At 72.2% G+C, this 25215-nt stretch carries 23 protein-coding genes and 1 tRNA gene; 10 read left to right on the top strand and 14 right to left on the bottom strand.

Going from position 1 to position 25215, the window contains the following annotated elements; all coding sequences use genetic code 11:
* A partial coding sequence (locus E6R62_RS20935) for a homocysteine S-methyltransferase family protein (RefSeq protein ID WP_136215017.1) occupies positions 1-238 on the bottom strand: 238 nt, incomplete at its 3' end.
* Between the two features lie 262 nt (positions 239-500).
* On the opposite strand from E6R62_RS20935, the gene E6R62_RS20930 reads away from it, so the two are divergent.
* The 5 genes from E6R62_RS20930 to E6R62_RS20910 all read left to right on the top strand — a co-directional run bounded on the left by E6R62_RS20930 (position 501) and on the right by E6R62_RS20910 (position 6742).
* Complete coding sequence (locus E6R62_RS20930; RefSeq protein WP_136215016.1) at positions 501-1268, top strand: IclR family transcriptional regulator; 768 nt, start codon at positions 501-503, stop codon at positions 1266-1268.
* Positions 1269-1586: 318 nt separating this feature from the next.
* Positions 1587-2369: an MIP/aquaporin family protein gene (locus E6R62_RS20925; RefSeq protein ID WP_136215015.1), complete on the top strand. Its 783-nt coding sequence runs from the start codon at positions 1587-1589 to the stop codon at positions 2367-2369.
* Positions 2370-2443: 74 nt separating this feature from the next.
* Positions 2444-3985: a glycerol kinase GlpK gene (gene glpK, locus E6R62_RS20920; protein ID WP_136215014.1), complete on the top strand. Its 1542-nt coding sequence runs from the start codon at positions 2444-2446 to the stop codon at positions 3983-3985.
* 39 nt (positions 3986-4024) lie between these two features.
* Positions 4025-5632: a glycerol-3-phosphate dehydrogenase/oxidase gene (locus tag E6R62_RS20915; RefSeq protein ID WP_136215013.1), complete on the top strand. Its 1608-nt coding sequence runs from the start codon at positions 4025-4027 to the stop codon at positions 5630-5632.
* A gap of 126 nt (positions 5633-5758) precedes the next feature.
* A complete protein-coding gene (locus tag E6R62_RS20910; RefSeq protein WP_136215012.1) occupies positions 5759-6742 on the top strand; it encodes a PAC2 family protein in 984 nt (327 codons plus the stop codon).
* A 219-nt stretch (positions 6743-6961) separates the two neighbouring features.
* Here E6R62_RS20910 and mshC read toward each other — a convergent pair whose 3' ends face one another.
* From mshC to E6R62_RS20890, 4 genes are all read right to left on the bottom strand, one after another.
* Entirely contained in the window at positions 6962-8191 is a 1230-nt protein-coding gene (gene mshC, locus E6R62_RS20905) for a cysteine--1-D-myo-inosityl 2-amino-2-deoxy-alpha-D-glucopyranoside ligase (RefSeq protein ID WP_136215011.1), read from the bottom strand.
* Between the two features lie 120 nt (positions 8192-8311).
* Entirely contained in the window at positions 8312-9106 is a 795-nt protein-coding gene (locus E6R62_RS20900) for an SCO1664 family protein (protein ID WP_136215010.1), read from the bottom strand.
* A 5-nt stretch (positions 9107-9111) separates the two neighbouring features.
* On the bottom strand, positions 9112-9702 hold the full coding sequence (locus E6R62_RS20895; RefSeq protein WP_136215009.1) for a DUF3090 domain-containing protein: 591 nt from the start codon (positions 9700-9702) through the stop codon (positions 9112-9114).
* 83 nt (positions 9703-9785) lie between these two features.
* Positions 9786-10475, bottom strand: coding sequence for a histidine phosphatase family protein (locus E6R62_RS20890; protein WP_136215008.1), 690 nt, complete (start codon positions 10473-10475; stop codon positions 9786-9788).
* Positions 10476-10530: 55 nt separating this feature from the next.
* On the opposite strand from E6R62_RS20890, the gene corA reads away from it, so the two are divergent.
* Positions 10531-11532, top strand: coding sequence for a magnesium/cobalt transporter CorA (gene corA, locus E6R62_RS20885; RefSeq protein WP_136215007.1), 1002 nt, complete (start codon positions 10531-10533; stop codon positions 11530-11532).
* Between the two features lie 41 nt (positions 11533-11573).
* On the opposite strand, the gene E6R62_RS20880 is transcribed toward corA, so the two are convergent.
* Both E6R62_RS20880 and E6R62_RS20875 read right to left on the bottom strand, forming a co-directional pair.
* Complete coding sequence (locus E6R62_RS20880; RefSeq protein WP_136215006.1) at positions 11574-12362, bottom strand: ferritin-like domain-containing protein; 789 nt, start codon at positions 12360-12362, stop codon at positions 11574-11576.
* A 181-nt stretch (positions 12363-12543) separates the two neighbouring features.
* Entirely contained in the window at positions 12544-13593 is a 1050-nt protein-coding gene (locus tag E6R62_RS20875; RefSeq protein ID WP_136215005.1) for an LLM class F420-dependent oxidoreductase, read from the bottom strand.
* 100 nt (positions 13594-13693) lie between these two features.
* Between E6R62_RS20875 and E6R62_RS20870 the strand changes: the two genes are divergently transcribed.
* Entirely contained in the window at positions 13694-14686 is a 993-nt protein-coding gene (locus E6R62_RS20870; RefSeq protein ID WP_136215004.1) for an aldo/keto reductase, read from the top strand.
* Between the two features lie 107 nt (positions 14687-14793).
* Positions 14794-16881: a helix-hairpin-helix domain-containing protein gene (locus E6R62_RS20865; protein ID WP_240801797.1), complete on the top strand. Its 2088-nt coding sequence runs from the start codon at positions 14794-14796 to the stop codon at positions 16879-16881.
* Positions 16882-16937: 56 nt separating this feature from the next.
* Here E6R62_RS20865 and E6R62_RS20860 read toward each other — a convergent pair whose 3' ends face one another.
* Complete coding sequence (locus E6R62_RS20860) at positions 16938-17600, bottom strand: hypothetical protein (protein WP_136215002.1); 663 nt, start codon at positions 17598-17600, stop codon at positions 16938-16940.
* Positions 17601-17647: 47 nt separating this feature from the next.
* Here E6R62_RS20860 and E6R62_RS20855 point away from each other — a divergent pair, with 47 nt between their 5' ends.
* Entirely contained in the window at positions 17648-17836 is a 189-nt protein-coding gene (locus tag E6R62_RS20855; protein WP_112452273.1) for a DUF5703 family protein, read from the top strand.
* Between the two features lie 61 nt (positions 17837-17897).
* Here E6R62_RS20855 and E6R62_RS40955 read toward each other — a convergent pair whose 3' ends face one another.
* The 3 genes from E6R62_RS40955 to E6R62_RS20840 form a co-directional block, all read right to left on the bottom strand.
* The gene (locus tag E6R62_RS40955) at positions 17898-18695 is read right to left on the bottom strand and encodes a chaplin (protein ID WP_136215001.1); all 798 of its coding nucleotides are present in this window, start codon (positions 18693-18695) and stop codon (positions 17898-17900) included.
* 153 nt (positions 18696-18848) lie between these two features.
* On the bottom strand, positions 18849-19082 hold the full coding sequence (chpH, locus tag E6R62_RS20845) for a chaplin ChpH (RefSeq protein ID WP_136215000.1): 234 nt from the start codon (positions 19080-19082) through the stop codon (positions 18849-18851).
* A gap of 137 nt (positions 19083-19219) precedes the next feature.
* Positions 19220-20545: a M20/M25/M40 family metallo-hydrolase gene (locus tag E6R62_RS20840; RefSeq protein ID WP_136214999.1), complete on the bottom strand. Its 1326-nt coding sequence runs from the start codon at positions 20543-20545 to the stop codon at positions 19220-19222.
* 186 nt (positions 20546-20731) lie between these two features.
* Between E6R62_RS20840 and E6R62_RS20835 the strand changes: the two genes are divergently transcribed.
* A tRNA-Leu gene (locus E6R62_RS20835) sits at positions 20732-20819 on the top strand.
* Positions 20820-20956: 137 nt separating this feature from the next.
* On the opposite strand, the gene E6R62_RS20830 is transcribed toward E6R62_RS20835, so the two are convergent.
* From E6R62_RS20830 to E6R62_RS20820, 3 genes are all read right to left on the bottom strand, one after another.
* On the bottom strand, positions 20957-22396 hold the full coding sequence (locus tag E6R62_RS20830) for an amino acid permease (protein ID WP_136214998.1): 1440 nt from the start codon (positions 22394-22396) through the stop codon (positions 20957-20959).
* Positions 22397-22615: 219 nt separating this feature from the next.
* A complete protein-coding gene (locus E6R62_RS20825; RefSeq protein ID WP_136214997.1) occupies positions 22616-24160 on the bottom strand; it encodes an APC family permease in 1545 nt (514 codons plus the stop codon).
* A gap of 77 nt (positions 24161-24237) precedes the next feature.
* Positions 24238-25185 carry a hypothetical protein gene (locus E6R62_RS20820; RefSeq protein ID WP_136214996.1) on the bottom strand — a complete coding sequence of 316 codons (948 nt, stop codon included), beginning with the start codon at positions 25183-25185 and terminating at the stop codon, positions 24238-24240.
* Positions 25186-25215 lie beyond the last annotated feature (30 nt).

The following is a 25215-nucleotide window of genomic DNA, read 5'->3' as shown; positions in this document are numbered from 1 at the left end:
CACAGTCCACACCGGCCGCGAAATACTCACGGTGCACATTGGCCACGATGTCCGGACGCGTCACGTTCAAGACCTCGTTACAGCCCTCCAACTGCTGGAAGTCCTCCATCGACGGGTCCTGCGCCTGGAGCATCGTCCCCATCGCCCCATCGGCGACCACCACCCGGGTGGCGAGCGCCTCCCGAAGGGCGTCGGCCCGGGTCTGGGTGTCTGCGGGCGGGTTCGGCAACGAGGCCATGGTCAAGCTCCCTGGGATGCGACGGCTGTCGGCTTTGCGCCCTCGCTGTGTCAAGGGCGCACGCGGTCAGCGTAACCGCGTGCACGGGGACCCGGTGGGGCTGTCCCACGTGGCGGACTGCATTCTTTGGCCTGGCTCCGCCGGCGCTCCGGCGGGGGCGGGCGGCACCCGGGTGTCCCGAAGAGTTCCCCGAGCATGCACAAGGTCGACATCGGCCGATAGTGTTCAGCATTGTCGAACTACGTCAGCAGGAGGCTGCACGATGGCACGGAACATCCAGTCGCTCGAACGAGCCGCTGCGATGCTGCGGCTCCTGGCGGGCGGCGAGCGCCGGCTGGGCCTGTCGGACGTGGCCGGTGCCCTCGGACTCGCCAAGGGGACGGCGCACGGCATCCTGCGCACCCTCCAGGCCGAGGGCTTCGTGGAGCAGGACCCGGCCTCCGGCCGCTATCAGCTGGGCGCGGAGCTGCTGCGCCTGGGCAACAGCTACCTTGACGTGCACGAGCTGCGGGCGCGGGCGCTGGTGTGGACGGACGACCTGGCGCGGGCGAGCGGCGAGAGCGTGTACGTGGGGGTGCTCCACAAGAGCGGGGTGCTGATCATGCACCACGTGTTCCGGCCCGACGACAGCCGCCAGGTGCTGGAGGTGGGGGCGATGCAGCCGCTGCACTCCACGGCCCTGGGCAAGGTGCTGTCCGCGTACGACCCGGTGGCCCACACGGAGGCGGTGGAGGTGGAGCGGGAGGCGTTCACGCCCCGCACGGTCACCGACGCCGTCGGCTTCGAGGAGATCCTGGACCTGACCCGGGCGCGCGGCTGGGCCTGCGACGTGGAGGAGACGTGGGAGGGCATCGCATCGGTGGCCGCCCCCATCCACGACCGGCGGCGGATGCCGGTCGGCGCGGTGGCGGTCGCGGGGGCCGTGGAGCGGGTCTGCGGGGAGGGCGGGGAGCCCCGGGCGAGTCTGGTCGCCTCGGTGCGCGACTGCGCGCGGTCGGTTTCGCGCGACCTCGGCGCCGGCCGGTTCTGACCTTGCTTTGACCGCACCCAGGACGACATTGGTCGTTATCTGGGTGCGTTTGGCCATTTTTCGATCATGAGTTGGCCGATTTTGGGCGATCACACCGAGCGGTAACGATCCGGATCTGTGACCCGCCCAACCCTTGACGCGTTCTTCACCCGGGCGGAAAACTGCCGTTCATCGGTCGGCATTGTCGAACACCTACCGGCAATACGCGTTAGGGTGTGACGAGGCCAAGGACCGGTGCAGCACTCACCGAGTGCGGTGGACCACCGGAGGGACCCGGTGGTGCGCCCACCCCCTGGACGTAAGACAAAGGAGTCGCGGGTGTCCAGCTCCGACATCTTCATCGGCGAGACCATCGGTACCGCCCTGCTCACCCTGCTCGGCGGTGGCGTCTGCGCCGCCGTCACGCTCAAGAGCTCCAAGGCCCGCAACGCGGGATGGCTCGCGATCACCTTCGGCTGGGGTTTCGCCGTCCTGATCGCCGCGTACGTGTCCGCGCCCCTCTCCGGCGCGCACCTCAACCCCGCGGTCACCGTCGGCATAGCCGTCAAGACCGGCGAGTGGGGCGACGTGCCGGTCTACCTCGCGGGCCAGCTGCTCGGCGCCATGATCGGCGCGGTCCTGATGTGGGCCACGTACTACGGCCAGTTCCGGGCGCACCTGGCCGACCCGGAGCACATCCGGGACGCCAAGCTCGGCCCGGAGGACCCGCACCCGCACGACGTGGCCGGCCCGGTGCTCGGGATCTTCTCCACCGGACCCGAGATCCGCAACGTCGTCCAGAACCTGCTGACCGAGATCATCGGCACCGCCGTCCTGGTCCTGGCGATCCTGACCCAGGGTCTCCAGGACGACGGCAAGGGCCTCGGTGTCATCGGCGTCCTGATCACCTCCTTCGTGGTCGTCGGCATCGGTCTCTCCCTCGGCGGCCCGACCGGGTACGCCATCAACCCGGTGCGCGACCTCGGCCCGCGCATCGTCCACGCCCTGCTGCCGCTGCCCAACAAGGGCGGCTCGGACTGGGGATACTCCTGGATCCCGGTGGTCGGCCCGCTCGTCGGTGCCGCCGTCGCCGGTGGTCTGTACAACATCGCGTTCGTCTGATCAGCATCGGCCCGTATCGCAAGATCCGCACCGCCCCCTGATTCCGCCAACCAGAGCCGCCAGGAGCAGCCACCATGACCAGCAGCACCGGCCCCTTCATCGCCGCGATCGACCAGGGCACGACCTCCTCCCGCTGCATCGTCTTCGACCGCGACGGCCGCATCGTCGCCGTCGACCAGAAGGAGCACGAGCAGATCTTCCCGAAGCCGGGCTGGGTCGAGCACGACGCCACCGAGATCTGGACCAACGTCCAGGAGGTCGTCGCCGGGGCCATCACCAAGGCGGCCCAGGACATCCCGGGCTTCACCGCGGCCGATGTCAAGGCCGTCGGCATCACCAACCAGCGCGAGACCACCCTCCTGTGGGACAAGAACACCGGCGAGCCGGTGCACAACGCGCTGGTCTGGCAGGACACCCGCACCGACACCCTGTGCAAGGAGCTCGGCCGCAACGTCGGCCAGGACCGCTTCCGTCGCGAGACCGGCCTGCCCCTGGCGAGCTACTTCGCGGGCCCCAAGGTCCGCTGGCTGCTCGACAACGTCGAGGGCCTGCGGGAGCGCGCCGAGGCCGGCGACATCCTCTTCGGCACCATGGACTCCTGGGTCATCTGGAACCTGACCGGCGGCACCGAGGGCGGTGTGCACGTCACCGACGTGACCAACGCCTCGCGCACCATGCTGATGAACCTCCACACGCGGGAGTGGGACGAGCGGATCGCCGAGTCCATGGAGGTCCCGCTCAACGTCCTCCCCGAGATCCGGTCCTCCGCCGAGGTCTACGGCCACGTCAAGGAAGGCGTGCTCGCCGGCGTCCCGGTCGCCTCGGCGCTCGGTGACCAGCAGGCCGCCCTGTTCGGCCAGACCTGCTTCTCCGAGGGCGAGGCGAAGTCCACGTACGGCACCGGCACGTTCATGCTGATGAACACCGGCGACAAGATCATCAACTCCTACAGCGGCCTGCTGACCACGGTCGGCTACCAGATCGGCGACGAGAAGCCGGTCTACGCGCTGGAGGGCTCCATCGCCGTCACCGGCTCGCTCGTCCAGTGGATGCGCGACCAGATGGGCCTGATCAAGTCGGCCGCCGAGATCGAGACGCTGGCCTCCTCCGTCGAGGACAACGGCGGCGCCTACTTCGTGCCCGCCTTCTCCGGCCTGTTCGCCCCGTACTGGCGCTCCGACGCCCGCGGTGTGATCGCCGGCCTCACCCGGTACGTCACCAAGGCGCACATCGCCCGTGCCGTGCTGGAGGCCACCGCCTGGCAGACCCGCGAGATCACCGACGCCATGACCAAGGACTCGGGCGTCGAGCTCGCGGCCCTCAAGGTCGACGGCGGCATGACCTCCAACAACCTGCTGATGCAGACCCTCTCGGACTTCCTGGACGCCCCCGTGGTGCGCCCGATGGTCGCCGAGACGACCTGCCTCGGCGCCGCCTACGCCGCCGGCCTGGCCGTCGGCTTCTGGCCCGACACCGACGCCCTGCGCGCCAACTGGCGTCGCGCGGCGGAGTGGACCCCGCGGATGCCCGCCGAGCAGCGGGACCGCGAGTACAAGAACTGGCTCAAGGCCGTCGAGCGGTCCATGGGCTGGATCGACGACGAAGACGCCAGCTGACCCCGTTCAGCTGAGTCAATCGACGAGGAGCTAAAAGATATGAGCACCCTGCAGAGCGTTCCCGCACTGGGTTCGCACCCGACCGCCGGCTCCAACGCGAGCCGCGCCGAGACCCGTGAGCAGCTGGCGAAGGCCACGTACGACCTGCTGGTCATCGGCGGTGGAATCCTGGGCACGTCTGTGGCCTGGCACGCCGCGCAGTCGGGTCTGCGGGTTGCCATGGTGGACGCCGGCGACTTCGCCGGCGCCACCTCCTCCGCCTCCTCCAAGCTGGTCCACGGCGGCTTGCGCTACCTGCAGACCGGCGCGGTCAAGCTGGTCGCGGAGAACCACCACGAGCGCCGGGTGCTGGCCAAGGACGTGGCCCCGCACCTGGTCAACCCGCTCACCTTCTACCTGCCGGTCTACAAGGGCGGCCCGGTCGGCGCCGCGAAGCTGGGCGCGGGCGTCTTCGCGTACTCCGCCCTGTCGGCCTTCGGGGACGGCATCGGCAAGGTCATATCGCCGGCCCGCGCCGTCGCCGACAACCCCGGCCTGAAGACGGACAACCTCAAGGCCGTCGCGGTCTACTACGACCACCAGATGAACGACTCCCGCGTCGCCGTGATGACGGTCCGCGCGGCCGTCGAGTCGGGCGCGGTCGTCCTGAACCACGCCGAGGTCACCGGCCTGCGCATGACGCGCGGCCGGGTCAGCGGCGCCGAGCTCAAGGACCGCCTGGACGGCACCGAGTTCGGGGTCGACGCGCGCGTCGTGCTCAACGCCACCGGCCCGTGGGTGGACCACCTGCGGCGCATGGAAGACAAGCACGCGATGCCGTCGATCCGCCTCTCCAAGGGCGCGCACATCGTGATGAAGCGCAAGTCGCCGTGGAAGGCCGCCATGGCCACCCCGATCGACAAGTACCGCATCACCTTCGCCCTGCCGTGGGAGGACCAGCTCCTGCTCGGCACGACGGACGAGGTCTACGAGGGCGACCCGGCGGACGTGCGCGCCACCGAGGCCGACATCGACCAGATCCTCGACGAGGCGGCGTTCTCGGTGAAGGACGCGGACCTGGACCGCTCGCTGATGACGTACGCCTTCGCGGGCCTTCGGGTGCTGCCCGGCGGCCCCGGGGGGGTCGAGAAGGCCAAGCGCGAGACGGTCGTCTCCGAGGGCGCGGGCGGCATGCTGTCCGTCGCGGGCGGCAAGTGGACCACGTACCGGCACATCGGCCGCGTGGTCATGGACAAGCTGGCCAAGCTGCCCGGCAGCCCGCTGACCGAGGACATGGAGCCGGTGAAGTCCCTGGTGCGCCGCGTCCCGCTGCCCGGTGTCGCCAACCCGAACGCGGTCGCGCACCGGCTGCTGGTGGACCGGGAGCCCGGCACGCGGATGGACCCGCTGACCGCCCGGCACCTGGCCTCGCACTACGGCTCCCTGGCCTTCGACATCGCCCGCCTGGCGAACGAGGACCCGGCGCTGGCCGAGCGCATCCACCCGGACGGTCCGGAGATCTGGGCGCAGGTCGCCTACGCCCGTGACAACGAGTGGGCCGAGACGGTCGACGACGTGCTGCGCCGGCGCACCACGGTGACCGTCCGCGGCCTCGACAGCGCCGAGGTGCGCACCCGGGTCGAGGAGATGCTGGGCGACAAGGCGTAGCCGTCGCCGCGGCGGGGAAGAGGGGCGGTTCCGGGGGAACCGCCCCTCTGTCGTGGGCTGTGGCCGGCGTCCCTCCAAGGCTTAGGCTGACCCACGTACGCAAGGGAACTTCGGAAGGAGACCTGGGTGATCGAGCTTGAGGGCGTGCCCGAGCTGATCGACCCGGTCATGGTGGCCGCGTTCGAGGGCTGGAACGACGCGGGTGACGCCGCCTCCGGTGCTGTCACGCACCTGGACCGGGAGTGGAAGGGCGAGGTCTTCGCGGCTCTGGACGCCGAGGACTACTACGACTTCCAGGTCAACCGGCCGACGGTGTGGCTGGAGAACGGGGTGCGCAAGATCACCTGGCCGACGACCCGGCTCTCGGTGGTGCGGATCGGCGGTGCGAAGCCGCGCGACCTGGTGCTGGTGCGCGGGATCGAACCGTCCATGCGCTGGCGCTCGTTCTGCAACGAGATCCTCGCCTTCGCGCACGAGCTGGGCGTGGAGATGGTGGTCGTCCTGGGCGCGCTGCTGGGGGACACCCCGCACACCCGGCCGGTCCCGGTCAGCGGGGTCACGTCGGACGCCGACCTGGCGCGGACGATGGACCTGGAGGAGACGAAGTACGAGGGTCCGACCGGGATCGTCGGCGTGCTCCAGGAGGCCTGTACGCACGCGGGCGTGCCGGCGGTGTCGCTGTGGGCGGCGGTGCCGCACTACGTGTCGCAGCCGCCGAACCCGAAGGCGACGCTGGCGCTGCTGAACCGGCTGGAGGACCTGCTCGACATCCGCATCCCGCTGGGCGAACTGCCGGAGGACGCGCGGGCGTGGCAGCTCGGGGTGGACCAACTGGCCGCCGAGGACAGCGAGGTGGCGGAGTACGTCCAGACGCTGGAGGAGGCGCGGGACACCGCCGACCTCCCGGAGGCGTCGGGCGACGCGATCGCCCGCGAGTTCGAGCGGTACCTGCGGCGGCGGGACCCTTCCGCGACCGCGGAGCCAGGCGACGGGTCGTACCTGCGGGACACGTCCAGCGGGCGTACGAAGCCCAGGCTGAGGCCCGACCCCGAGCCGCCCGAGGACCCGCCGGCGCCGGCGCCCGAGGAGGACACTCCCCCGGAGGCCTGACCCGCCTGGGCGGAGCCGTCCCGCGAGCGCCCGAGGCCGCACCCGGCCGAGGGGGAGGGCGCGGGCCGGCCGCGCAGCCGCGCGGGGCGCCACGTCAGACGGAAACGAGAACGCCGGACCGGCCGCGTGCGCGGCCGGTCCGGCGTCGTCCGCCACGCCCCGCCGACGACGCCGACGACGAAGTCCGGGGCAGGGCCCGGGCGACGGCGGCGGCGCGGCTTACAGCGCCACGCCCAGCAGTGCGTCCACCGTGCGGGAGACCAGCCCGGGGGCCGACTCGTCGTCGCCGTCCGAGGCGATCTGGGCCTCCACCCAGCGGTCGACGGCCGCCAGCGCGGCGGGGGCGTCCAGGTCGTTCGCGAGGGCCTCGCGGACCTCCTCGACCAAGGCGTCCGCCGGGATGCCGTCCGGGCGGGACACGGCGGCGCGCCAGCGCTCCAGGCGGGCCACCGCCTCTTCCAGCACGGCGTCCGTCCACTCCCAGTCGGCGCGGTAGTGGTGGGACAGCAGGGCGAGCCGGATCGCGGCCGGGTCGACGCCGGCGCGGCGCAGCGCGGAGACGAAGACCAGGTTGCCCTTGGACTTCGACATCTTCTGGCCGTCGAGCGCGACCATCCCGGCGTGCACGTAGGCCTTGGCCATCGGGAACTCGCCCGTCAGCGCCTGGGCGTGCGAGGCGCCCATCTCGTGGTGCGGGAAGGCCAGGTCGGAGCCGCCGCCCTGGATGTCGAAGCCCATGCCCAGGTGGTCCAGGGCGATGGCCACGCACTCGATGTGCCAGCCCGGCCGGCCGCGGCCCAGCGAGCCGCCGTCCCAGCTCGGCTCGCCCGGCCGCGCGGCCATCCACAGCATCGGGTCCAGCGGGTTCTTCTTGCCCGGGCGCTCGGGGTCGCCGCCGCGCTCGGCGGAGAGCAGGCGCATGGCCTCGGCGTCCAGGTTGGAGACGCCGCCGAAGTGCGGGTCGGACTCCACCGAGAAGTAGACGTCGCCTTCGAGCTCGTACGCGGCGCCCGCGTCCCGCAGCCGCTCGACGAGCGGCACGATGCCGGGTATGGCCTCGACGGCTCCGATGTACTGCCGCGGCGGCAGGATGCGCAGCGCGGTCATGTCCTCGCGGAAGAGGGCCGTCTCCCGCTCGGCGAGCTCGGTCCAGTCGTGGCCGTCGCGCTGCGCCCGCTCCAGCAGCGGATCGTCGACGTCCGTGACGTTCTGGACGTAGTGAACCTGCCGCTTGGTGTCGAGCCACACGCGCTGCACCAGGTCGAACGCGTTGTAGGTGGCCGCGTGACCGATGTGGGTGGCGTCGTACGGCGTGATGCCGCAGACGTAGATACGGGCGACGGGACCGGGGTCGAGGGTGATCGTCCCCTGGGTCGCGGTGTCGTGGATCTGGAGGTCGCGGCCCTTGCCGGGCAGGGCGGGGACCTCAGAAGCGGGCCAGGCATGCATGCTTCGAGACTAACCGGACGGTTGTTCCGTCATCGAACCGGACCAGCACTGTTGGCTTGATCGCCACCCTTGCGGTCCGGCCGGTTCTGTGCCTGGGCCGCCGCGACGCGCGGGAGGGGTTCAGACCGGTGGCCAGGGGATGGCGGGCCACTGTCCCGACGGGCGGGGATGCGTGCCCTCGCGCAGCAGGAGGGCCACACGGGCCCGTACGGCGGCCAGCTCGCCCGCCGTGATCAGTTCCGCCAGCCGGGTGGCGAGGGGGCCGCCGTCGGCCAGCTGGGAGGCGAGGGAGGCCAGTACGGTCCGGGCCTCGTCCGTCAGGGGCTCGCCGGCCCAGCCCCACAGCAGCGTGCGCAGCTTGTCGTCGGCGTGGAACGTCACCCCGTGGTCGATGCCGTAGAGCCGGCCGTCGGGGGCGGGCAACAGGTGGCCGCCCTTGCGGTCGGCGTTGTTGATGACGGCGTCGAGGACCGCGAGCCGGCGCAGCCTCGGGTCGTCCGCGTGCACGAGCAGGGCGGTGCGCCCCTCCCCCACCTCGGCGAGGGCGACGGGCTTCCAGCCGTCCCCGGCCTCGTCGCCCTCGACGAGCGCCAGGAGCCCTTCCTCGGGGGTGTCACCGGCGTCGATCCAGCGTTGCACCATGCCCTCGCCGTAGGGGCCCTCGCGCAGCACCGTCTCGGGTACGAGGCCCCAGCCGGTGGCCTCGGAGACCAGGTAGGCGGCGCGCTCGCGCCGGGCGAGGTTGCCGTCGGGGAAGTCCCACAACGGCCGCTCGCCCTTGACGGGCTTGTAGACGCACTCGGCGCTGACGCCCTCGTGGGTCACGGTGCACAGCAGGACGGCGTTGGAGGCCTCGGCGATACGGCCCCGGACGGTGAGCTCGCCCCTGGCGAGCAGTTCCTCGGTCGGGTTCACGACGCTCACACCTGGCGCCGGTAGCCGTTCTGGCGGGGACACACGTGCCCTTCCGGGTCGAGGGGCAGGCTGCACAGCGGGCACGGCGGCCGGCCGGCGTTGACCACGTCCAGGGCCCGCTTGGCGAAGGCGCGGGCCTGGACTCCGGAGAGGCGCACGCGCAGCATCGGCGGGCCGTTCTCCTCGTCCTGGAGCAGGCGTTCCTCCGCCTCGGCGAGGTCCTCGTCGGAGTCGGCGTCGAGTTCGACGAGCGCCTGCGCCTCGACGATCATGCGCTGTTCCTCGCCGTCCCAGGCCAGGGCCATGGTGCCGACGCGGAACTCCTCCTCGACGGGCACGTCGAGCGGAGCGGTGTCGGCGGCCTCGGCCGAGGCCACGGCGGGGACCGGGGCGTTGCCGCCGGTGCGCCGTACGACCTCGTCCAGCAGTTCGTCCATCCGCTCGGCCAGCGCGGCGACCTGGGTCTTCTCCAGGGAGACGCTGGTGACGCGGGTGCCGGAGGAGGCCTGGAGGAAGAACGTACGGCGTCCAGGCAGACCGACCGTGCCGGCCACGAAGCGGTCCGGCGGGTCGTAAAGGAACACCTGACGGGGCACGTCCAGTCTCCAAGTGTCGGTGGCAGGGGCGGGGCGTGGGCGGGCTGCCTGTATCGGCCCGTCCACCCTACTGCGCCGTTCGATCAGGCCGCGCCCGCGCCGCCGCCCACGACGGCGTCCCCGCCGTCTTCGGGCGATTTGCGCGGCACGAGGGCGGCGAAGTCCCCGGTGTCGCCGAGGCGGAACAGGAAGGGGCGGGTCGGGGTGTAGCGGATGGCGGTGACGGAGCAGGGGTCGACGTGGATGCGTTGGAAGAGGTCGAGGTGCATGCCGAGGGCGTCCGCGACGAGGGACTTGATGATGTCTCCGTGCGAGCACATGAGGAAGACGGCGTCGGCGCCGTGCTCCTCCTCGACCCGCGCGTTCCACTCCCGTACGGCGTCCACGGCGCGGGCCTGCATGGCGCGCATGGTCTCGCCGCCGGGGAAGGCGGCGGCGGAGGGGTGCTGCTGGACGATCTTCATCAGGGGCTCGTCGGCGAGTTCGGAGAGTTTGCGGCCGGACCAGTCGCCGTAGTGGCATTCGCCGATCCGCTCGTCGGTGTGCAGGCTCAGGCCGGGGCGGGCGGCGAGCAGCGGGGCGAGGGTTTGCCGACAGCGCTCCAACGGGCTGCTGACCACGGTGGCGAGCGGTACCCCGTCGAGGCGTCCGGGCAGCGCGGCGGCCTGCTCGGCTCCGCGTTCGTCCAGGCTCACTCCCGGGGTCCATCCGGCGAGCAAACCCGCGGTGTTGGCGGTGGACCGCCCGTGCCGTACGAGGATCAGCGTGGCCATGGGGCCACCTTAAGCGGTCGTGGCGGTGTGCGGGTGGGGGGCGGAGGGAGGGAGAATGCCCCGCGTGATAGTCGACTGCGCGATGTACCGGGACGGCCGCCGCTCCGAGGCCCCCGAGGACTTCTCGGATGCCCTCGCCGAGGCGCGGGCGACGGGTGACGCCTTCTTGTGGATCGGGATGTACGAACCCACGGAGGAGGAATTCGAGCACGTCAGCCGAGAGTTCGGGCTGCACAGGCTGGCGGTGGAGGACGCGCTGACCGCGCACCAGCGCCCCAAGCTGGAGGTCTACGACGATTCGCTCTTCGTCGTCCTCAAGCCGGTCGTGTACGACGACGACACCGACACGGTGACCACGGGCGAGCTGATGGTGTTCATCGGCGACTCCTTCGTGGTGACGGTCCGGCACGGCGAGGGGGCCGCGCTCGCCGCCGTACGCCGGCGCCTGGAGCAGGACCCGGAGGTGCTGCGGCACGGGCCGACGGCGGTGCTGTACGCGGTGTCGGACGCGGTGGTGGACCACTACATCGAGGTGGCGGCGGAGCTCCAGGTGGACCTGGAGGAGTTGGAGGCCGAGGTGTTCGCCCCGAGCGCCACGGACAGCCGGAACACGAAGACGACAGCCGCCCGGATCTACGGTTTCAAGCGGCAGGTGCTGGAGTTCCGCCGGGCCACGAGCCCGCTGCTCCAGCCCATGGACCGGCTGGCCTTCGGGGACGTGCCGTTCGTGCATGAGCGCGCCCAGCCCTTCTTCCGCGACGTCGCCGACCACCTGACCAAGGCGAACGAGTACATCGAGGGACTGGACCGGCTGCTGTCGGACGCGCTGTCGGCGCACCTGGCGCAGATGGGCGTCCGGCAGAACGACGACATGCGCAAGATCTCCGCCTGGGCGGCGATGGCGGCCGTCCCCACGATGGTGGCGGGGATCTACGGGATGAACTTCGAACACATGCCGGAACTCCGGCAGAGCTGGGGATATCCGGCGGTGCTGGTGGTCATGGCGGCCGCCTGCCTGGGGCTGCACCGGCTGTTCAAGCGCCGCGGCTGGCTCTAGGCCCCGTCGTCGGCGGCGCTTCCGGTCGCGCCCCCGGCCGGTCAGGCGTAGCCCGGGGTGCCGGCCGGCAGGCCGCCCAGCGCGTCGCGTCGCAGGGGCATGCGCAGACCGACCATGCGGTGCCAGCCGCTGAACCGTTCGTAGGCGTACATCCCGCGGATTCCCGCGGCGAGGGCGGCCGCCTTGGGGGCGGGCCATCCCAGCAGTCGGCCCATGTGGTCCGTGACGGCGAGGCTCACGTCCCGGTAGACACGGATCTCGGCGAGGGCGCTGTCGCGGAGCACCCGCTGGATGGTCCGGCCGTGGCCGGCGCGGGCCATGGCCAGCAGTTCCTCGTGGCAGTAGGCGAGGTGGTTGTCCTCGTCGTGGCTGATCATGCGGATGGCCTTGCCGACCTCGGGGTGGTCCCCGAAGTACTTGACCAGCATGTCCATCTGCTCGGCCGCCCGCTGTTCGGTGACGCGGCTGTGCGCGAGGTAGACGACGATGTCCTCCTCGGTCAGCGGCTCCTCCCGGCGCAGCTTCTCGTGGGCCAGGCCGATGCCGCGGCGTTCCAGCAGCATGGTGTAGTCCGTCTCCGGCGGGACCGGGACGGAGGGCAGGCCCCGGTTGCGCAGCAGGGCCCGGAAGATCCGCCCGTGTTTGTCCTCGTCGGCGCCGTGACGGGTGATCTTGGGGGCGAGGTGGCGCATGCCTTCGGGGACGAGGGCGGCGATCCGGCCGTTCTCCCAGCCGCCCTGGGACTCCCCGCTGGCGGCGATGGAACAGAACAGTTGGAAGGAGTCGTCGTGGTCGACGATCTCCTGGAACAGGCTGCGGGCAGAGAGCATGTTCCGAGTCAAGGACGGATGCGGCGGCCGGGCAACCGATGGGTGGTGGGACTCGGCCGAATGAACGAAGCGAAGGCGGCGGCCCCGGGGCGTAACCCCGGGGCCGCCCCGAGCGTTGTTGGTTGTGTCGGCCGTGGCGGGGAAGACCCCCCGAGCCCCCACCACGGCCGCAGGGCGTTCCTCAGGCCAGACCGGCGTGCTCCAGGGCCTCCACCCCGGCCCGCAGGGCGGTGATCCGCTCGTCGAGCGTGAAACCGGCCGGTGCGAGCGTCAGGGTGGTGACCCCGGCGTCGGCGTAGGCGCGCATACCGTCGGCGATCCGCTCCACGGAACCGAGCAGGGTCGTCGAGTCGATCAGGGAGTGCGGGACCGCGGCGGCGGCGCCCGCCTTGTCGCCGCCCAGGTACTTGCCCTGGATCTCGGCGGCCTCCTTCTCGTATCCCATGCGCTGCGCGAGTTGGTTGTAGAAGTTCTGCTTGGGGCTGCCCATCCCGCCGACGTACAGCGCCGTATACGGGCGGAACGTGTCGGCGAGGGCGCCCACGTCCTCGCCGACGGCGAGCGGGACGGTGGGACAGACGTCGAAGCCGTCCATCGTCAGCCCGGCCTTCTCGCGGCCGGCCCGGATGTGGCGCAGGGCCGTCTCCTCCAGGTGCTCGGCGGCGGGGAAGATCAACAGGGCGCCGTCGGCGATCTCGCCGGTCTGCTCCAGGTTCTTCGGTCCGATGGCCGCGATGTACAGCGGGATATGTTCGCGCTCGGGGTGCACGGTCAGCTTGATCGGCTTGCCGGGGCCGCCGGGCAGCGGGAGGGTCCAGTGCTGCCCGTCGTAGGAGAGGCGCTCGCGGCTCATGGCCTTGCGGACGATCTCCACGTACTCGCGGGTGCGGGCGAGCGGCTTGTCGAACTTGACGCCGTACCAGCCCTCGGAGACCTGCGGCCCGGAGACGCCGAGGCCGAGCCGGAAGCGGCCCTTGGTGAGGGAGTCGAGGGTGGCGGCGGTCATCGCCGTCATCGCGGGCTGACGGGCCGGGATCTGGAAGATCGCCGAGCCGACGTCGATCCGCTCGGTCTGGGCGGCGACCCAGGCCAGCACCGTGGCGGCGTCGGAACCGTAGGCCTCGGCCGCCCAGCAGACGTCGTAGCCGAGGCGGTCGGCCTCCTGGGCGACGGCGAGGTTGTCGCCGTCCATGCCCGCACCCCAGTAACCGAGATTGATGCCGAGCCGCATGAGTCGTCCCCTTACCGGTTTACCGATCAGTAACGTAGGTCTGCGGGGACTGTAGCGCGCCCCGGTCGTCCGCGGCAGTGCCCCAGTAGTCTCAGCGCTCATGGAGCAGAGGCATCTCGGCCGCACCGGCCTGCGCGTGTCCCGGATCGGCCTCGGCACCCTGACCTGGGGACGGTCCGCGGAGGGGCCGGACGAGGCGGGCGCCGCAGAACTGTTGAAGACCTTCTGGGAGGCGGGCGGCACGCTCGTCGACACCGCCGACGTGTACGGGGGCGGGGAGGCGGAGTACCTCCTCGGACAACTGGTCGACAAGCTCGTGCCGCGCCGGGAGCTGGTGATCGCGACGAAGTCGGGGTCCGTCCGTGACCCGGACCGGCGGTGCGACGCCTCGCGCGGGTACCTGTTGGCGGCGCTGGACGCCTCACTGGCCCGGTTGGGTACCGATCACGTCGACCTGTGGCAGGTGCACGCCTTCGATCCGCACACGCCGCTGGAGGAGACCCTCCAGGCGCTGGACCTGGCCGTCACCAGCGGCCGGGCCCGGTACGCCGGGGTGGCGGGGTTCAGCGGCTGGCAACTGGCGAAGGCCGCGACCTGGCAGCTCGCGGCGCCCGGGACCCGGACCCGGCTCGCCTCCACGCAGATGGAGTACTCGCTGCTCCAGCGGGGCGTGGAGCGGGAGGTGCTGCCGGCCGCGCTGGACCTGGGCGTGGGGCTGCTGCCGTCCTCGCCCCTGGGGCGCGGGGTGCTGACGGGGAAGTACCGCGCCGGGACCCCGGCGGACTCGCGGGGCGGGTCCCAGACCCTGGCCGCCTTCGTCGATCCGTACCTGGGCGAGGCGTCGGGGCGGATCGTGGACGCGGTGGCGACGGCCGCGCACGGGTTGGCGGTGACCCCCCTACAGGTGGCGCTGGCGTGGGTGCGGGACCGGCCGGGGGTGGTCGCGCCGATCGTCGGCGCGCGTACGGCCGAGCAGCTCGGGGCGGCGCTGTCGGTGGAGGCCCTTAGTCTTCCGGAGGAGATCCGCCGGGCGCTGGACGACGTGTCGGCGCCCGTGCACCGCTACCCCGACCAGGACTGGAGCACGCTGTGAGCACCGACCCCGCCGCCACCGCCGCGGACGAACCGGAGAACCCCGGCCCGGAGGCCGAGGCGGTCGAGGGCGCGCGCGCCCCGCAACCCTCCGGGCAGGACGCCGCGGTGTCGTCGGCGGACACCTCCGCCGACGCGGACGAGGCGGACACCTCCGCCGACGCGGAGGAAACGGGAGAAGCGGACGCCGAGGGTGCGGCGGGCGCGGACGGGCCAACGGGGGAGGGCGCCAAGCCCGAGCTCAGCGAGGCGCAGGCGGAGCTCGCCGCACAGAAGATCGAGCGGGAGCGGATCGCCCGGCGGAAGGCGGAGCGGCAGGCACCCGTCGAGGCCGGCGCGAAGCTCAGCGGAACGGCCGCCGACCTGCTCGCGGCGGTACGGGCGGTCGAGAGCGGCGCCAAGCCCCCCACCACCTACTTCGACGACGCCCCGGCCGCGCCGCGCAAGGCCGCCGCGCCCACTCCCCCGCAGCCCCGCGGACCCGCGCCGGTCACCGCGCCCGGCGACGTCGAGGGCGTACGGGCCGTGCTGGCCCGGGCCGGCGCCCCCGAGGCACTGGCCGAGGAGGCCGCCACCGCGCTCGGCGAGGGCGCCGCCGAGCAGCTCACCGAGAACCCCTGGCGGCTGCTGAGCGTGGCCGGGGTCCGCCCCACCCAGGCCGACGGCTTCGCCCGCGCCCTGCTGGGCCCCGAAGCCGGCCCCGGGGACGAGCGCCGCGGCGGCGCCCTGGTCGGTTGGCTGCTGACCCGGGCAGCGCTCAAGGGGCACACCGCCCTGGAAGCCCCCGTGTTGCGGAAGGCGCTGGCCCAGTACGGCGTGCCCGACCCGGCCGGAGCCCTGGAACAGGCCATCGGCGAGGGCGCCGTCCTGGTCTTCCACGAACCGTCGGCCGACGCCGCGTCCGCGCAGGCCCGGGAGGACGGAGGGGACGGACAAGAGGGGCAGGAGGAGCCGCCGGGCACGGTCCTCGTGGGGCTGGAGGGCTACGCACTGGCCGAGGAGAGCCTGGCGGACGGACTGGCCCGGCTGGCCAACACCTTCGCCGGCCCCGCGGACTGGGAGGAGGCCGCCGCCGGGCCGCTCGGCGCCGAGCTGATCCGGGCCGTCTCCGGCCACGGCCTGGTCACGCACAGCGGCGGCGAGGCGGCCCGCGCCGAACCGGCGGCCCTGCTGGCGGCCGCGCGCCGGCTCGGCCTGCGGGCCGCTCTGGCCGCGCACGCCCCGGCGGAAGGCGCCGTCAGCGTGGCCGGCCTGCTCGACGGGACCGAGGGGCCCGGGCGGGATGCCGACGGGCAGTTCGCGCTGGACCTCCTCATCGTGCTGGACGCGCCCCAACTGGACGTGGAGAGCGCGGCCGCACTGGTGGAGTCGGTGCCCGACGGGGCCCGACTGGTGTTGTCCGGGGACCCCGCCGTACTGGGTTCCGCGGGGCCGGGCCGGGTGTTCGCCGATGTCCTGGCGGCCCGGACCTGCCCGCAGGTCGTCTCCCGCGTCCCGGACGCCGGTCCGCTGGGCGAGTTGGTGTCGGGCATCGGCGTCGGGGAGCTGAACCAGGTCGACGCCCCCGGCAAGGAGGTCGTCATCGTCCCGGTGCGGGACGCCGGCGAGGCCGTGCACCGCACGGTCCAGTTGGTGGCGGAGTCGGTGCCGCGCGCCTTCGGGATTCCGGCGCAGGACGTGCGGGTGATCACCCCGGGCCACGGCGGTTCGGCCGGGACCCGGGCGCTGAACGCCGCCCTCAAGGAGCGGCTGAACCCCGGCCCGGGCCGGTTCGGCGGCTTCGACCCCGGCGACAAGGTGGTGTACGTGCCCGCGCCCGGGCGGGCCCTGCCGGCCCGGGTCGTGTCGGCCGACGCGCAGGGGCTTCGGCTGGAGGTCGGGGGCGCCGGCCTGGTCGTACCGAAGGAGCGGGTGGAGTCGGCGGTCCGGCACGGCTGGGCCGTGACCGGGCACCAGGCCGTGGGCGCCCGGTGGCCGGCGGTGGTCGTGGTGCTGCCCGGGGACGCGGCGGACGCGCTGTCCCGGGATTGGGTGTACACCGCCTTCGGCCGCGCCGAGCGACACCTGTCCGTGGTGCACGGCGTCGACCAGGCGCTGGCGCGCGCGGTGGCCGACGTACCACCCAAGCCGCGCACGACCCGGCTGGCGGGCCTGTTGCGGGCGCTCGCGGCGGCCTCGGGGGAACAGCCGCGGTGACGAAGGGCTGAGCCCCCGCCCGATGTCGGGCGGGGGCTCAGCTCGTCATGTGGTGGTCAGGCGGGGGTGAGGCCGGGGGCCGTGGCCCCGTCCGTCGCCTCGTCTTCCTCGAAGTCCTCCGGCTCCTCGTCGAACACGGAACTCACGTCGAACCGGTGCAACACGTTCTGCGCGTCGGCGTGCTCGAAGGGCGAGTCGAGCCACTCGCCCGGTTCCGCGACCTCCTCCGCGGCGGCGATCCACAGGGTGGAGTCGCCCTCTTCCAGGCCGAACTCGCGGTAGCGGGAGTGGATCTCGTCGGGCTCGTACTCCCCGAAGAGGACGCCCAGCGCTCCGGCGGTACCGCCGTCCTCGACGGGCTCGGCGTCCGGGTCGTGCGCGGCGACCCGGTCGGCCTGGGCGATCAGGCGCTGTGGTTCGACCACGGCGTAGTCGCGGCGGATGAGCACGCTGAACGCGGCGGGCTCGGCGGGGCCGGTGTACGGGACACCGTCCTCGGGGGTGGGGATCTCGAAGGGAGTGACCTCGTCGTAGCGGTCGTACAGCAGTTCGTCGTACTCGTCGGCGGCGGCGGCGAGCTCGTTGAAGGCGGCGTAGACGGCCGGATCGTCGTCCCCGATCCTGCTCTCGACCGCGGCGAGGTGACGGTCGAGCGCGGCCTTGACCGCCTCGGCGGCGGCGCGTACCTCGGCAACAGTGGGCAGAGCGGCATCAGACATAGTGCAGACGCTATCCGTAGCAGGCCTCTGCCCGCACAATAGATGCGATGCCGGAATACGAATTTGTCGACCTGTACGTGCCCCGAGGGGTGCCCCGCCAGGAGACGACCCGCCTGTTGACCGACCACGCCGAGTACGGACATTGGGAGCTCGACCGGCTTACGCTGCTCCGGGACGGCAGTCGCCGCGTGCGATTGCGCCGCCGGATCATCCGTCAGGTCCGCGCCACGTGGTGACGCGGGCCCCCCGGTCGGGGGGCCCGCGTCGACAGCACCCGGTATGCCCGTCGCCGGTCCGTCAGGCGGCGTTGCGGGCGCGCCGGTAGAGCACGCTGCCCGCGAGCAGCAGGCCGCCGGCGAGCGGCAGGCCGGCCGTCAGGACGTCACCGGACCCGGTGGCGGCCAGCCCTCCGCCGTGGCCCTGGCCGGGCGCCGCGGGGGTACCGGGGTTGCCCGCAGTCCCCGTGCCGTGACCGGGCGCGGTCGGCGTACCGGGGTTGCCCGGAGTCCCGGGGTTACCGGGCGTACCGGGGGTTCCCGGGTGGCCGGGCGTGCCGGGAGTTCCCGGGTTGCCCGGGGTCCCGGGGTTACCGGGCGTACCGGGGGTTCCGGGGTGGCCAGGCGTGCCGGGGTTCCCGGGGTGGCCCGGCGTACCGGGAGTTCCCGGGTTGCCCGGAGTCCCGGGGTTGCCGGGCGTACCCGGGTTGCCGGGGTGACCGGGCGTGCCCGGGTGGTCGTCGTCGCACGGCTCGTCGGGGTGGCCGGGGCTGCCCGGGTGCCCGGGGTGGCCCGGCGTACCGGGGTTGCCGGGGTGGCCCGGGTGGTCGGGCTTGGCGGGGCCGCCCGCGTTGACGCAGCGGTTGCCGAAGGCCGGGTTGAGGCCTCCGATCACGGTGACCGTGTTGCCGCAGGCGTTCACCGGCACGTCCACGGGCGCCTGCACGTTGTTGCCGGACAGCACGCCCGGCGAGTTCACGGCGTGTCCGGCCGCCCCGGCGTCCGCGTGCGCGTAACCGCCGCCGAGCGCCAGCGCGCCCCCTGCGGCCGCCATGGTGATCAGGGTCTTCCTGGTGACCTGTACTACGGGTCGTCGCATCTGTACTCGTCCCCATGCTGTGTACGTTCGGTCGGCGCACAGGCCGTACGCGCTCCCCCGCCTGTGACGCCGAAGTGAATGAGATTCGGGCCCGAAAGCCCGGCAGCCCCGGAACGCTGGAATGCGTTCCGGGGCCCATGGACTTCAGACGCGTCAGGCGTTGACGCAGGTGTTGCCGAAGGCCGGGTTCAGCAGGCCGATCACGTTGACGGTGTTACCGCACACGTTGACCGGGATGTGGATCGGGACCTGAACGACGTTGCCCGACAGGACGCCGGGGGAGCCGATGGCCGCACCCTGGGCGCCCGCGTCGGCGGCGGCCATGCCCGCACCCGCGAGAACCAGACCACCGGTGGCAGCCGCAGCGGCGACAACCTTCTTGAGCATTGTTCCTCCTAGTAGGCAAGTGCGGTCCCAGCCGCGGACCGCACCACCTGTAACGAGGAGGGATCACCAGGGCTACGAGCGTATGAGCGCATTCACTCTTCTCAGTGGAATCCGCACACCTTCCCGATTCCCGGCCGTTAGGAGTTGTCGATGAATCGGTCCAGTACGCGAACACCGAACTTCAGCCCGTCCACCGGGACCCGCTCGTCCACTCCGTGGAACATGCCGGCGAAGTCGAGCTCGGGCGGCAGTCGCAGCGGCGCGAAGCCGAAGCAGCGGATGCCCAGGTCGTCGAAGGACTTGGCGTCCGTACCGCCCGAGAGCATGTACGGGACCGCCCGGGCGATCGGGTCCTCCGCCGTGAGGGCGCCCTGCATCGCGTCGACGAGCTTCCCGTCGAAGTCCGTCTCCAGGGCCTTGTCGGCGTGGACGTCCTCGCGCTTCACGCGCGGGCCGAGGATGCGGTCGAGGTCGGCGAAGAACTCGTCCTCGTAGCCCGGCAGGAAGCGGCCGTCCACGTGCGCGGTGGCCTGGCCGGGGATGACGTTGACCTTGTAGCCGGCGCCCAGCATGGTCGGGGCGGCCGAGTTGCGCAGGGTCGCGCCGACCATCTTGGCGATGCCGCCGAGCTTGGCGAGCGTGGCGTCCATGTCGTCGGGGTCGAGCGGGGTTCCGAGGGCGTCCGAGAGTTCGTCGAGGAAGGACCGTACGGTCTTGGTCACGCGCACCGGCCACTGGTGGCGTCCGAGCCGTCCGACGGCCTCGCACAGCTCGGTGATCGCGTTGTCGTTGTTGGTCATGGAACCGTGGCCGGCGGTGCCGTCCACGGTCAGCCGCATCCAGTGCATGCCCTTCTGGGCGGTCTCAACCAGGTAGAGGCGCAGGTTCTCGTTGACGGTGAACGAGAAACCGCCGACCTCGCCGATCGCCTCGGTGACGCCCTCGAAGAGGCCGGGGTGGTTGTCGACGAGGTGCCGGGCCCCGTAGACGCCGCCCGCCTCCTCGTCGGCGAGGAAGGCGAGGACGATGTCGCGCGGGGGCTTGCGGCCGCTGCGCATGCGGTCGCGTACGACGGCCAGCGTCATCGCGTCCATGTCCTTCATGTCGACCGCGCCGCGCCCCCACAGGCATCCGTCGGCGATCTCGCCGGCGAAGGGGTCGTAGGTCCAGTCGGCGGCGTTGGCGGGGACCACGTCGGTGTGCCCGTGGATCAGCAGCGCCGGCCGTGAGGGGTCCTCCCCCTCGATGCGCGCGACCGTCGAGGCCCGTCCCTTGTGCGACTCGAAGATCTGCGGCTCCAGCCCGACCTCGGCCAGCTTCTCCGCGACCCATTCGGCCGCCTTGCGCTCGCCGGGGCCCGAGTGGTCCCCGTAGTTGCTGGTGTCGATCCGGATGAGGTCCCGGCAGAGGTCGACGACCTCGTCCTCACCGGAGACGGTCCTGCCCGTGCTCGACTCGCTCACGTGTTCCTCCACTGATCGGTACCGCTGCCCTCCCATCCTGCCGCTCCGGGGCGCTCCCCCCCAAGGGCGGACCCGGCCGTCCGGCGGTGCTCCCGCAGGTGACACGGGGGTGTGATCGAGGACCCCGGAATGTTTGGTAATGTTTTCCACGTCGGAACGGCCGCAGGGCCGCGAGACAGACACCTTGTCCGGGTGGCGGAATGGCAGACGCGCTAGCTTGAGGTGCTAGTGCCCTTTATCGGGCGTGGGGGTTCAAGTCCCCCCTCGGACACCAGCGAGAAGACCCCACTTCGTGTGGGGTCTTCTGCGTTTGTCGGCGCTGCGCCGCGCTGTCCCCGGCCGGAAGCCGGGAGCGCCCCCCCGGAAACGGAAGGACCCCGCCGGGGCGGGGTCCTTCGTCGTCGTGCGGGGTCAGTCGCGGGCGGCGGCGATCGCGGCGACGCGGCCGCGGACCAGGAACCAGCCGCCGACGAGGGCCGCGGCGATGGCCGGGACGAAGAGGACCGTGGTGCGGCCCACTCCGCCGTCGCACCACATCAGGACCAGCACGGTGAGCAGGAACACCAGCGTGACGATCTGCGTGTACGGGGCCCAGGGCAGCCGGTAGGCGGGGCGCTCCACACGGCCCTGCTTCGCCCGGCGCCAGAAGTGCAGCGAGCAGAGCATGACCATCGCCCAGGTGCCGAGGATGCCGAGGGAGGCGAAGTTCAGGACGATCTCGAAGGCGTCCTTCGGCATGTAGGCGTTGAGGGCGACGCCGGCGACGCCGAACGCCGCGGTGAACAGGACGCCGCCGTACGGCACCTTGCCCTTGTTCATCAGGCCGGTGAACTTGGGCGCGGAGCCGGACATGGCCATCGAGCGCAGGATGCGGCCGGTGGAGTAGAGCCCGGAGTTCAGGCTGGAGAGCGCCGCGGTCAGGACGACGAGGTTCATGACGCCGGCGGCGCCGGGCACGCCGAGCTTGTCGAAGACGGTGACGAAGGGGCTCTGGTCGGCCGAGTACTCGGTGTACGGCAGCAGCAGCGCGAGCAGGACGACCGAGCCGACGTAGAACAGGCCGACCCGCCACATGATCGAGTTGATCGCCTTCGGCATGATCTTCTCTGGGTTCTCGGTCTCACCGGCGGCGACTCCGCAGAGCTCGACGGAGGCGTAGGCGAAGACCACGCCCTGGATGACCAGGAGCATGGGGACCATGCCGACGGGGAAGATCCCGCCGTTGTCGGTGATCGAGGCCAGGCCCGGGGTGTGGCCGTCGATGGGGTGGCTGGTGGCGACCAGGTAGATCCCGACGGCCAGGAAGACGACCAGGGCGGCGACCTTGACCAGCGAGAACCAGAATTCCATCTCGCCGAAGTACTTCACCGAGATCAGGTTCGCGGTGAGGACGACGGCGAGGGCGATGAAGGCGAGGACCCACTGGGGGACGTCGGTGAACATCGCCCAGAAGTGGGCGTAGGTCGCGGCGGCGGTGATGTCGGCGACGGTGGTGGTCGACCAGTTCAGGAAGTAGAGCCAGCCGGCCGCGTAGGCGCCCTTCTCGCCCATGAACTCGCGGGCGTAGCTGACGAAGGCGCCGGAGGAGGGGCGGTAGAGGACGAGCTCGCCGAGGGCCCGGACCACGAAGAAGGCGAAGATCCCGCACACCGCGTAGGCGATCGCGAGGGAGGGTCCGGCGCCGGCGAGCCGGCCTCCGGCGCCCAGGAACAGGCCGGTGCCTATCGCCCCGCCGATCGCGATCATGTTGATGTGGCGGGACTTGAGGTCCTTGCTGTAGCCCTCGTCGCCGGCGTCGACGTGCGGGGAAGACGGCGGGCTGGGGGCCTTGGCCAAGGTGCTGTCACTCATCTGATGACTTCGCCTTCGTGGGTGGGACAGGCAGGTCCCGGCCGCCACGCAGGGGAGCTGGGTGGTCTCACCTGTGCCGCGGTCCGGAGGGTTGGTGGCCCCAGGAGACCATGAGGCTCCGCTGCCCGCCAAAAACGCGGTCATGTGCGCACGAACCCCCGGCGACCATGGAAAGCGATGCCGGGGGCTTCGTGGGCGCTCGAAAGCGGGGTGGAGGGGTCAGGCGGGCGGGGCGGACTCCGCCGCCTGGTCGAGGCGGAAGGCCTCGTTGCCCAGGCCGATCCGGGCGTGCGCGTCGGGCCGCCGGGAGCGCAGCAGCAGGCCGTGTGCCAGGCCGACGAGCGCGGCGACGGCGATGATGCCGGGCAGGACCCAGCTGAGGGCGGAGCCCTCTTCGGCGCCGACGAGGACGGCGAAGTCCCTGACGGTGTAGCCGGCGATGAACAGCAGCGCGAGGCCCGCGGCGCCGGCCGCGACGAGCCGCCAGACCTGCGCGGCGGCGGTCCCCCGGCGGACGAAGAAGGCGATCACTGCGAAGGAGGCGGCGGCCATGAGGAGGGTCACGCCGAGGGCGCCCACGCTGCCCATCCAGGTGAACAGGTGCAGGACGGGCGCGGTCGGATCGCCGGCCGGCTTGTCGTCGGTCAGCGCGAAGGCGAGGACGACGACGGCCGCGACGCCGGTCTGCAGGAGCGAGCCGGTGGCGGGGGCGCCGGTGCCGGCGTTGGTGCGGCCGAAGGGGGCCGGGAGGAGGCCCTCGCGGCCCATGGCGAAGGCGTAGCGGGCGACCACGTTGTGGAAGCTGAGCATGGCGGCGAACATGCCGGTGACGAACAGGACGTGCAGGACGTCGGTGAAGGTGGTGCCGAGGCGGCTCTCGGTGAGCTGGAAGAGCAGTCCGGGGCCGGCTTCGGCGGAGGTCTTGACCACCTCGCCCGGTCCGGTGGCCACGGTGAGCGCCCAGGCGCTGAGCGCGAAGAAGAGGGCGACGAACCCGACGGCAAGGAACATGACGCGGGAGACGACGATGTGCGGCTTGCTGGTCTCCTCGGCGTAGACCGGTGACTGCTCGAAGCCGACGAAGGCGGCGATGCAGAAGCACAGGGCGGTGCCGAGGCCGGCCCCGCCGAGGGTCGAGGGGTTGAAGGCGTGCAGCGAGAGTCCCTCGGCGCCGGGCTTGCCGAGGGCGGCGAGGTCGAAGACGACGACGAGGACGCATTCGATCAGGAGCAGGACGCCGAGCACCTTGGCGTTGAGGTCGATCTTCAACCAGCCGAGGGCGCCGGTCGCCGCGACCGCGAGCAGGGCGGGTATCCACCAGGCGAGCTCGATGTCGAGGTAGGTGGCGAAGAGGCCGGAGATCTCGAAACCGAGGATGCCGTAGACGCCGACCTGCATGGCGCTGTAGGCGACCAGGGCGACGAAGGAGGCCGCCGAGCCGGCGGTCGGGCCCAGACCGCGGGCGATGTAGGCGTAGAACGCGCCCGCGTTGTGGACGTGGCGGCTCATCTCGGCGTAGCCGACGCTGAACAGGGCGAGGACGGCGCCGAGGACGACGTACAGCAGGGGCTGGCCGACGATGCCCATGACGCCGAAGATCGTGGGCATGACACCGGCGACGACCATCAGGGGCGCGCTGGCGGCGAGTACGGAGAGCAGCAGACCTGCGGTGCCGAGCCGGTCGGCGCGCAGGGCCCTGTCCTGGCCCTTGTACGTCCGTATCTCGGACGGGTCGGTGAGCGTGGTGGATCTGCCCGTCGGCATGGCGGGGTGTCCTTTCGGGAAGCGCGGGGGCGTCGGGGACGCCGGGGGACGTCGGGGACCGGGGGATCCCCGAGGGGTCAAGCGGTGCCGAGCGCGGCGCTGCGCGCGGCGAGGAACGCCTTGTGCGGGTCGAGGTCGGGGTAGGACCAGGGGGCGCGGGTGGCGTGGCTGCCGATGCGGTGGAAGAGGGCCGCTGCTTCGGCGGGGCGGCCCTCGCAGAGCTTGGCGTGGGCCAGGAAGTTCAGGTCGACCCGGTTGCGCGGGTGGTCCTCGCGCTCCCATTCGAGCCACCAGTCGAAGGCCGAGCGGAGCACTTGGCGGGCCCGGCGGCCGGCCCAGTGTGCGGCGGCCGCCTCGGGGCTGCGGCCGTGGATCGCGGCGAGGACGCGGTAGCGCTCGGCGTGTGCGATGACGGGGAGCACGGCGAGCGGCGAGTCGGCCGGGGATTCCTCGGCGGCCCAGGCGGCGAAGTCGTAGACCTCGTGGAGGGGGTCCTGGCCGGCGGCGGGGTTGCGTTCGGCGAGCTTGGCGACCATGAGGTGGTGGGCGTGGTGGTGTTCGCGGTGGCGGGCCCGCACCTGGTCGAAGTGGCGGCTGAATTCCTCTTCGGTGCCGAAGGTCCGGGAGAGCAGGAGCAGGCCGAGCCAGGGGGTGGGGTCGGCGGGGAGCAGTGCGGCGGCCCGGCGGCAGGCCTCGTCGGCGGCGTCGGGCGCGCCCTTGCCGCGCAGCGCGGTGAACACGGCGGCGCAGGCGAGGAGGGTGGCGGCGTCGGCGCTCTGGGGTTCGGCGAGCAGCCATTCGCGGGCCCAGGCGGTGGCGGCCGGGGTCTGGGCGAGGACGACGACGCGGTGGCCGCGGCGGTCCCAGTCGTCGCCGGTGCCGACGAGGAGGGAGCGGGCCCTGGCCCACCGGCCCTGGGTGAACTGGGCGCGGACGTCGACGAGTTCCGCGTCGCAGAGGGCGGGGTCGAAGAGCTGGGCGTCCCGCTTGCGGGCGCGGCCGAGGGGCGGCGGAGGCGGCGACATCCGCGGGTTCCCTCCTGGACACGGGCGCGG

Origin of the sequence: Streptomyces sp. A1136 (genome assembly GCF_004795055.1) — a bacterium.
GTDB lineage: Bacteria > Actinomycetota > Actinomycetes > Streptomycetales > Streptomycetaceae > Streptomyces.
This window is presented reverse-complemented; position numbering and strand designations above follow the sequence as displayed.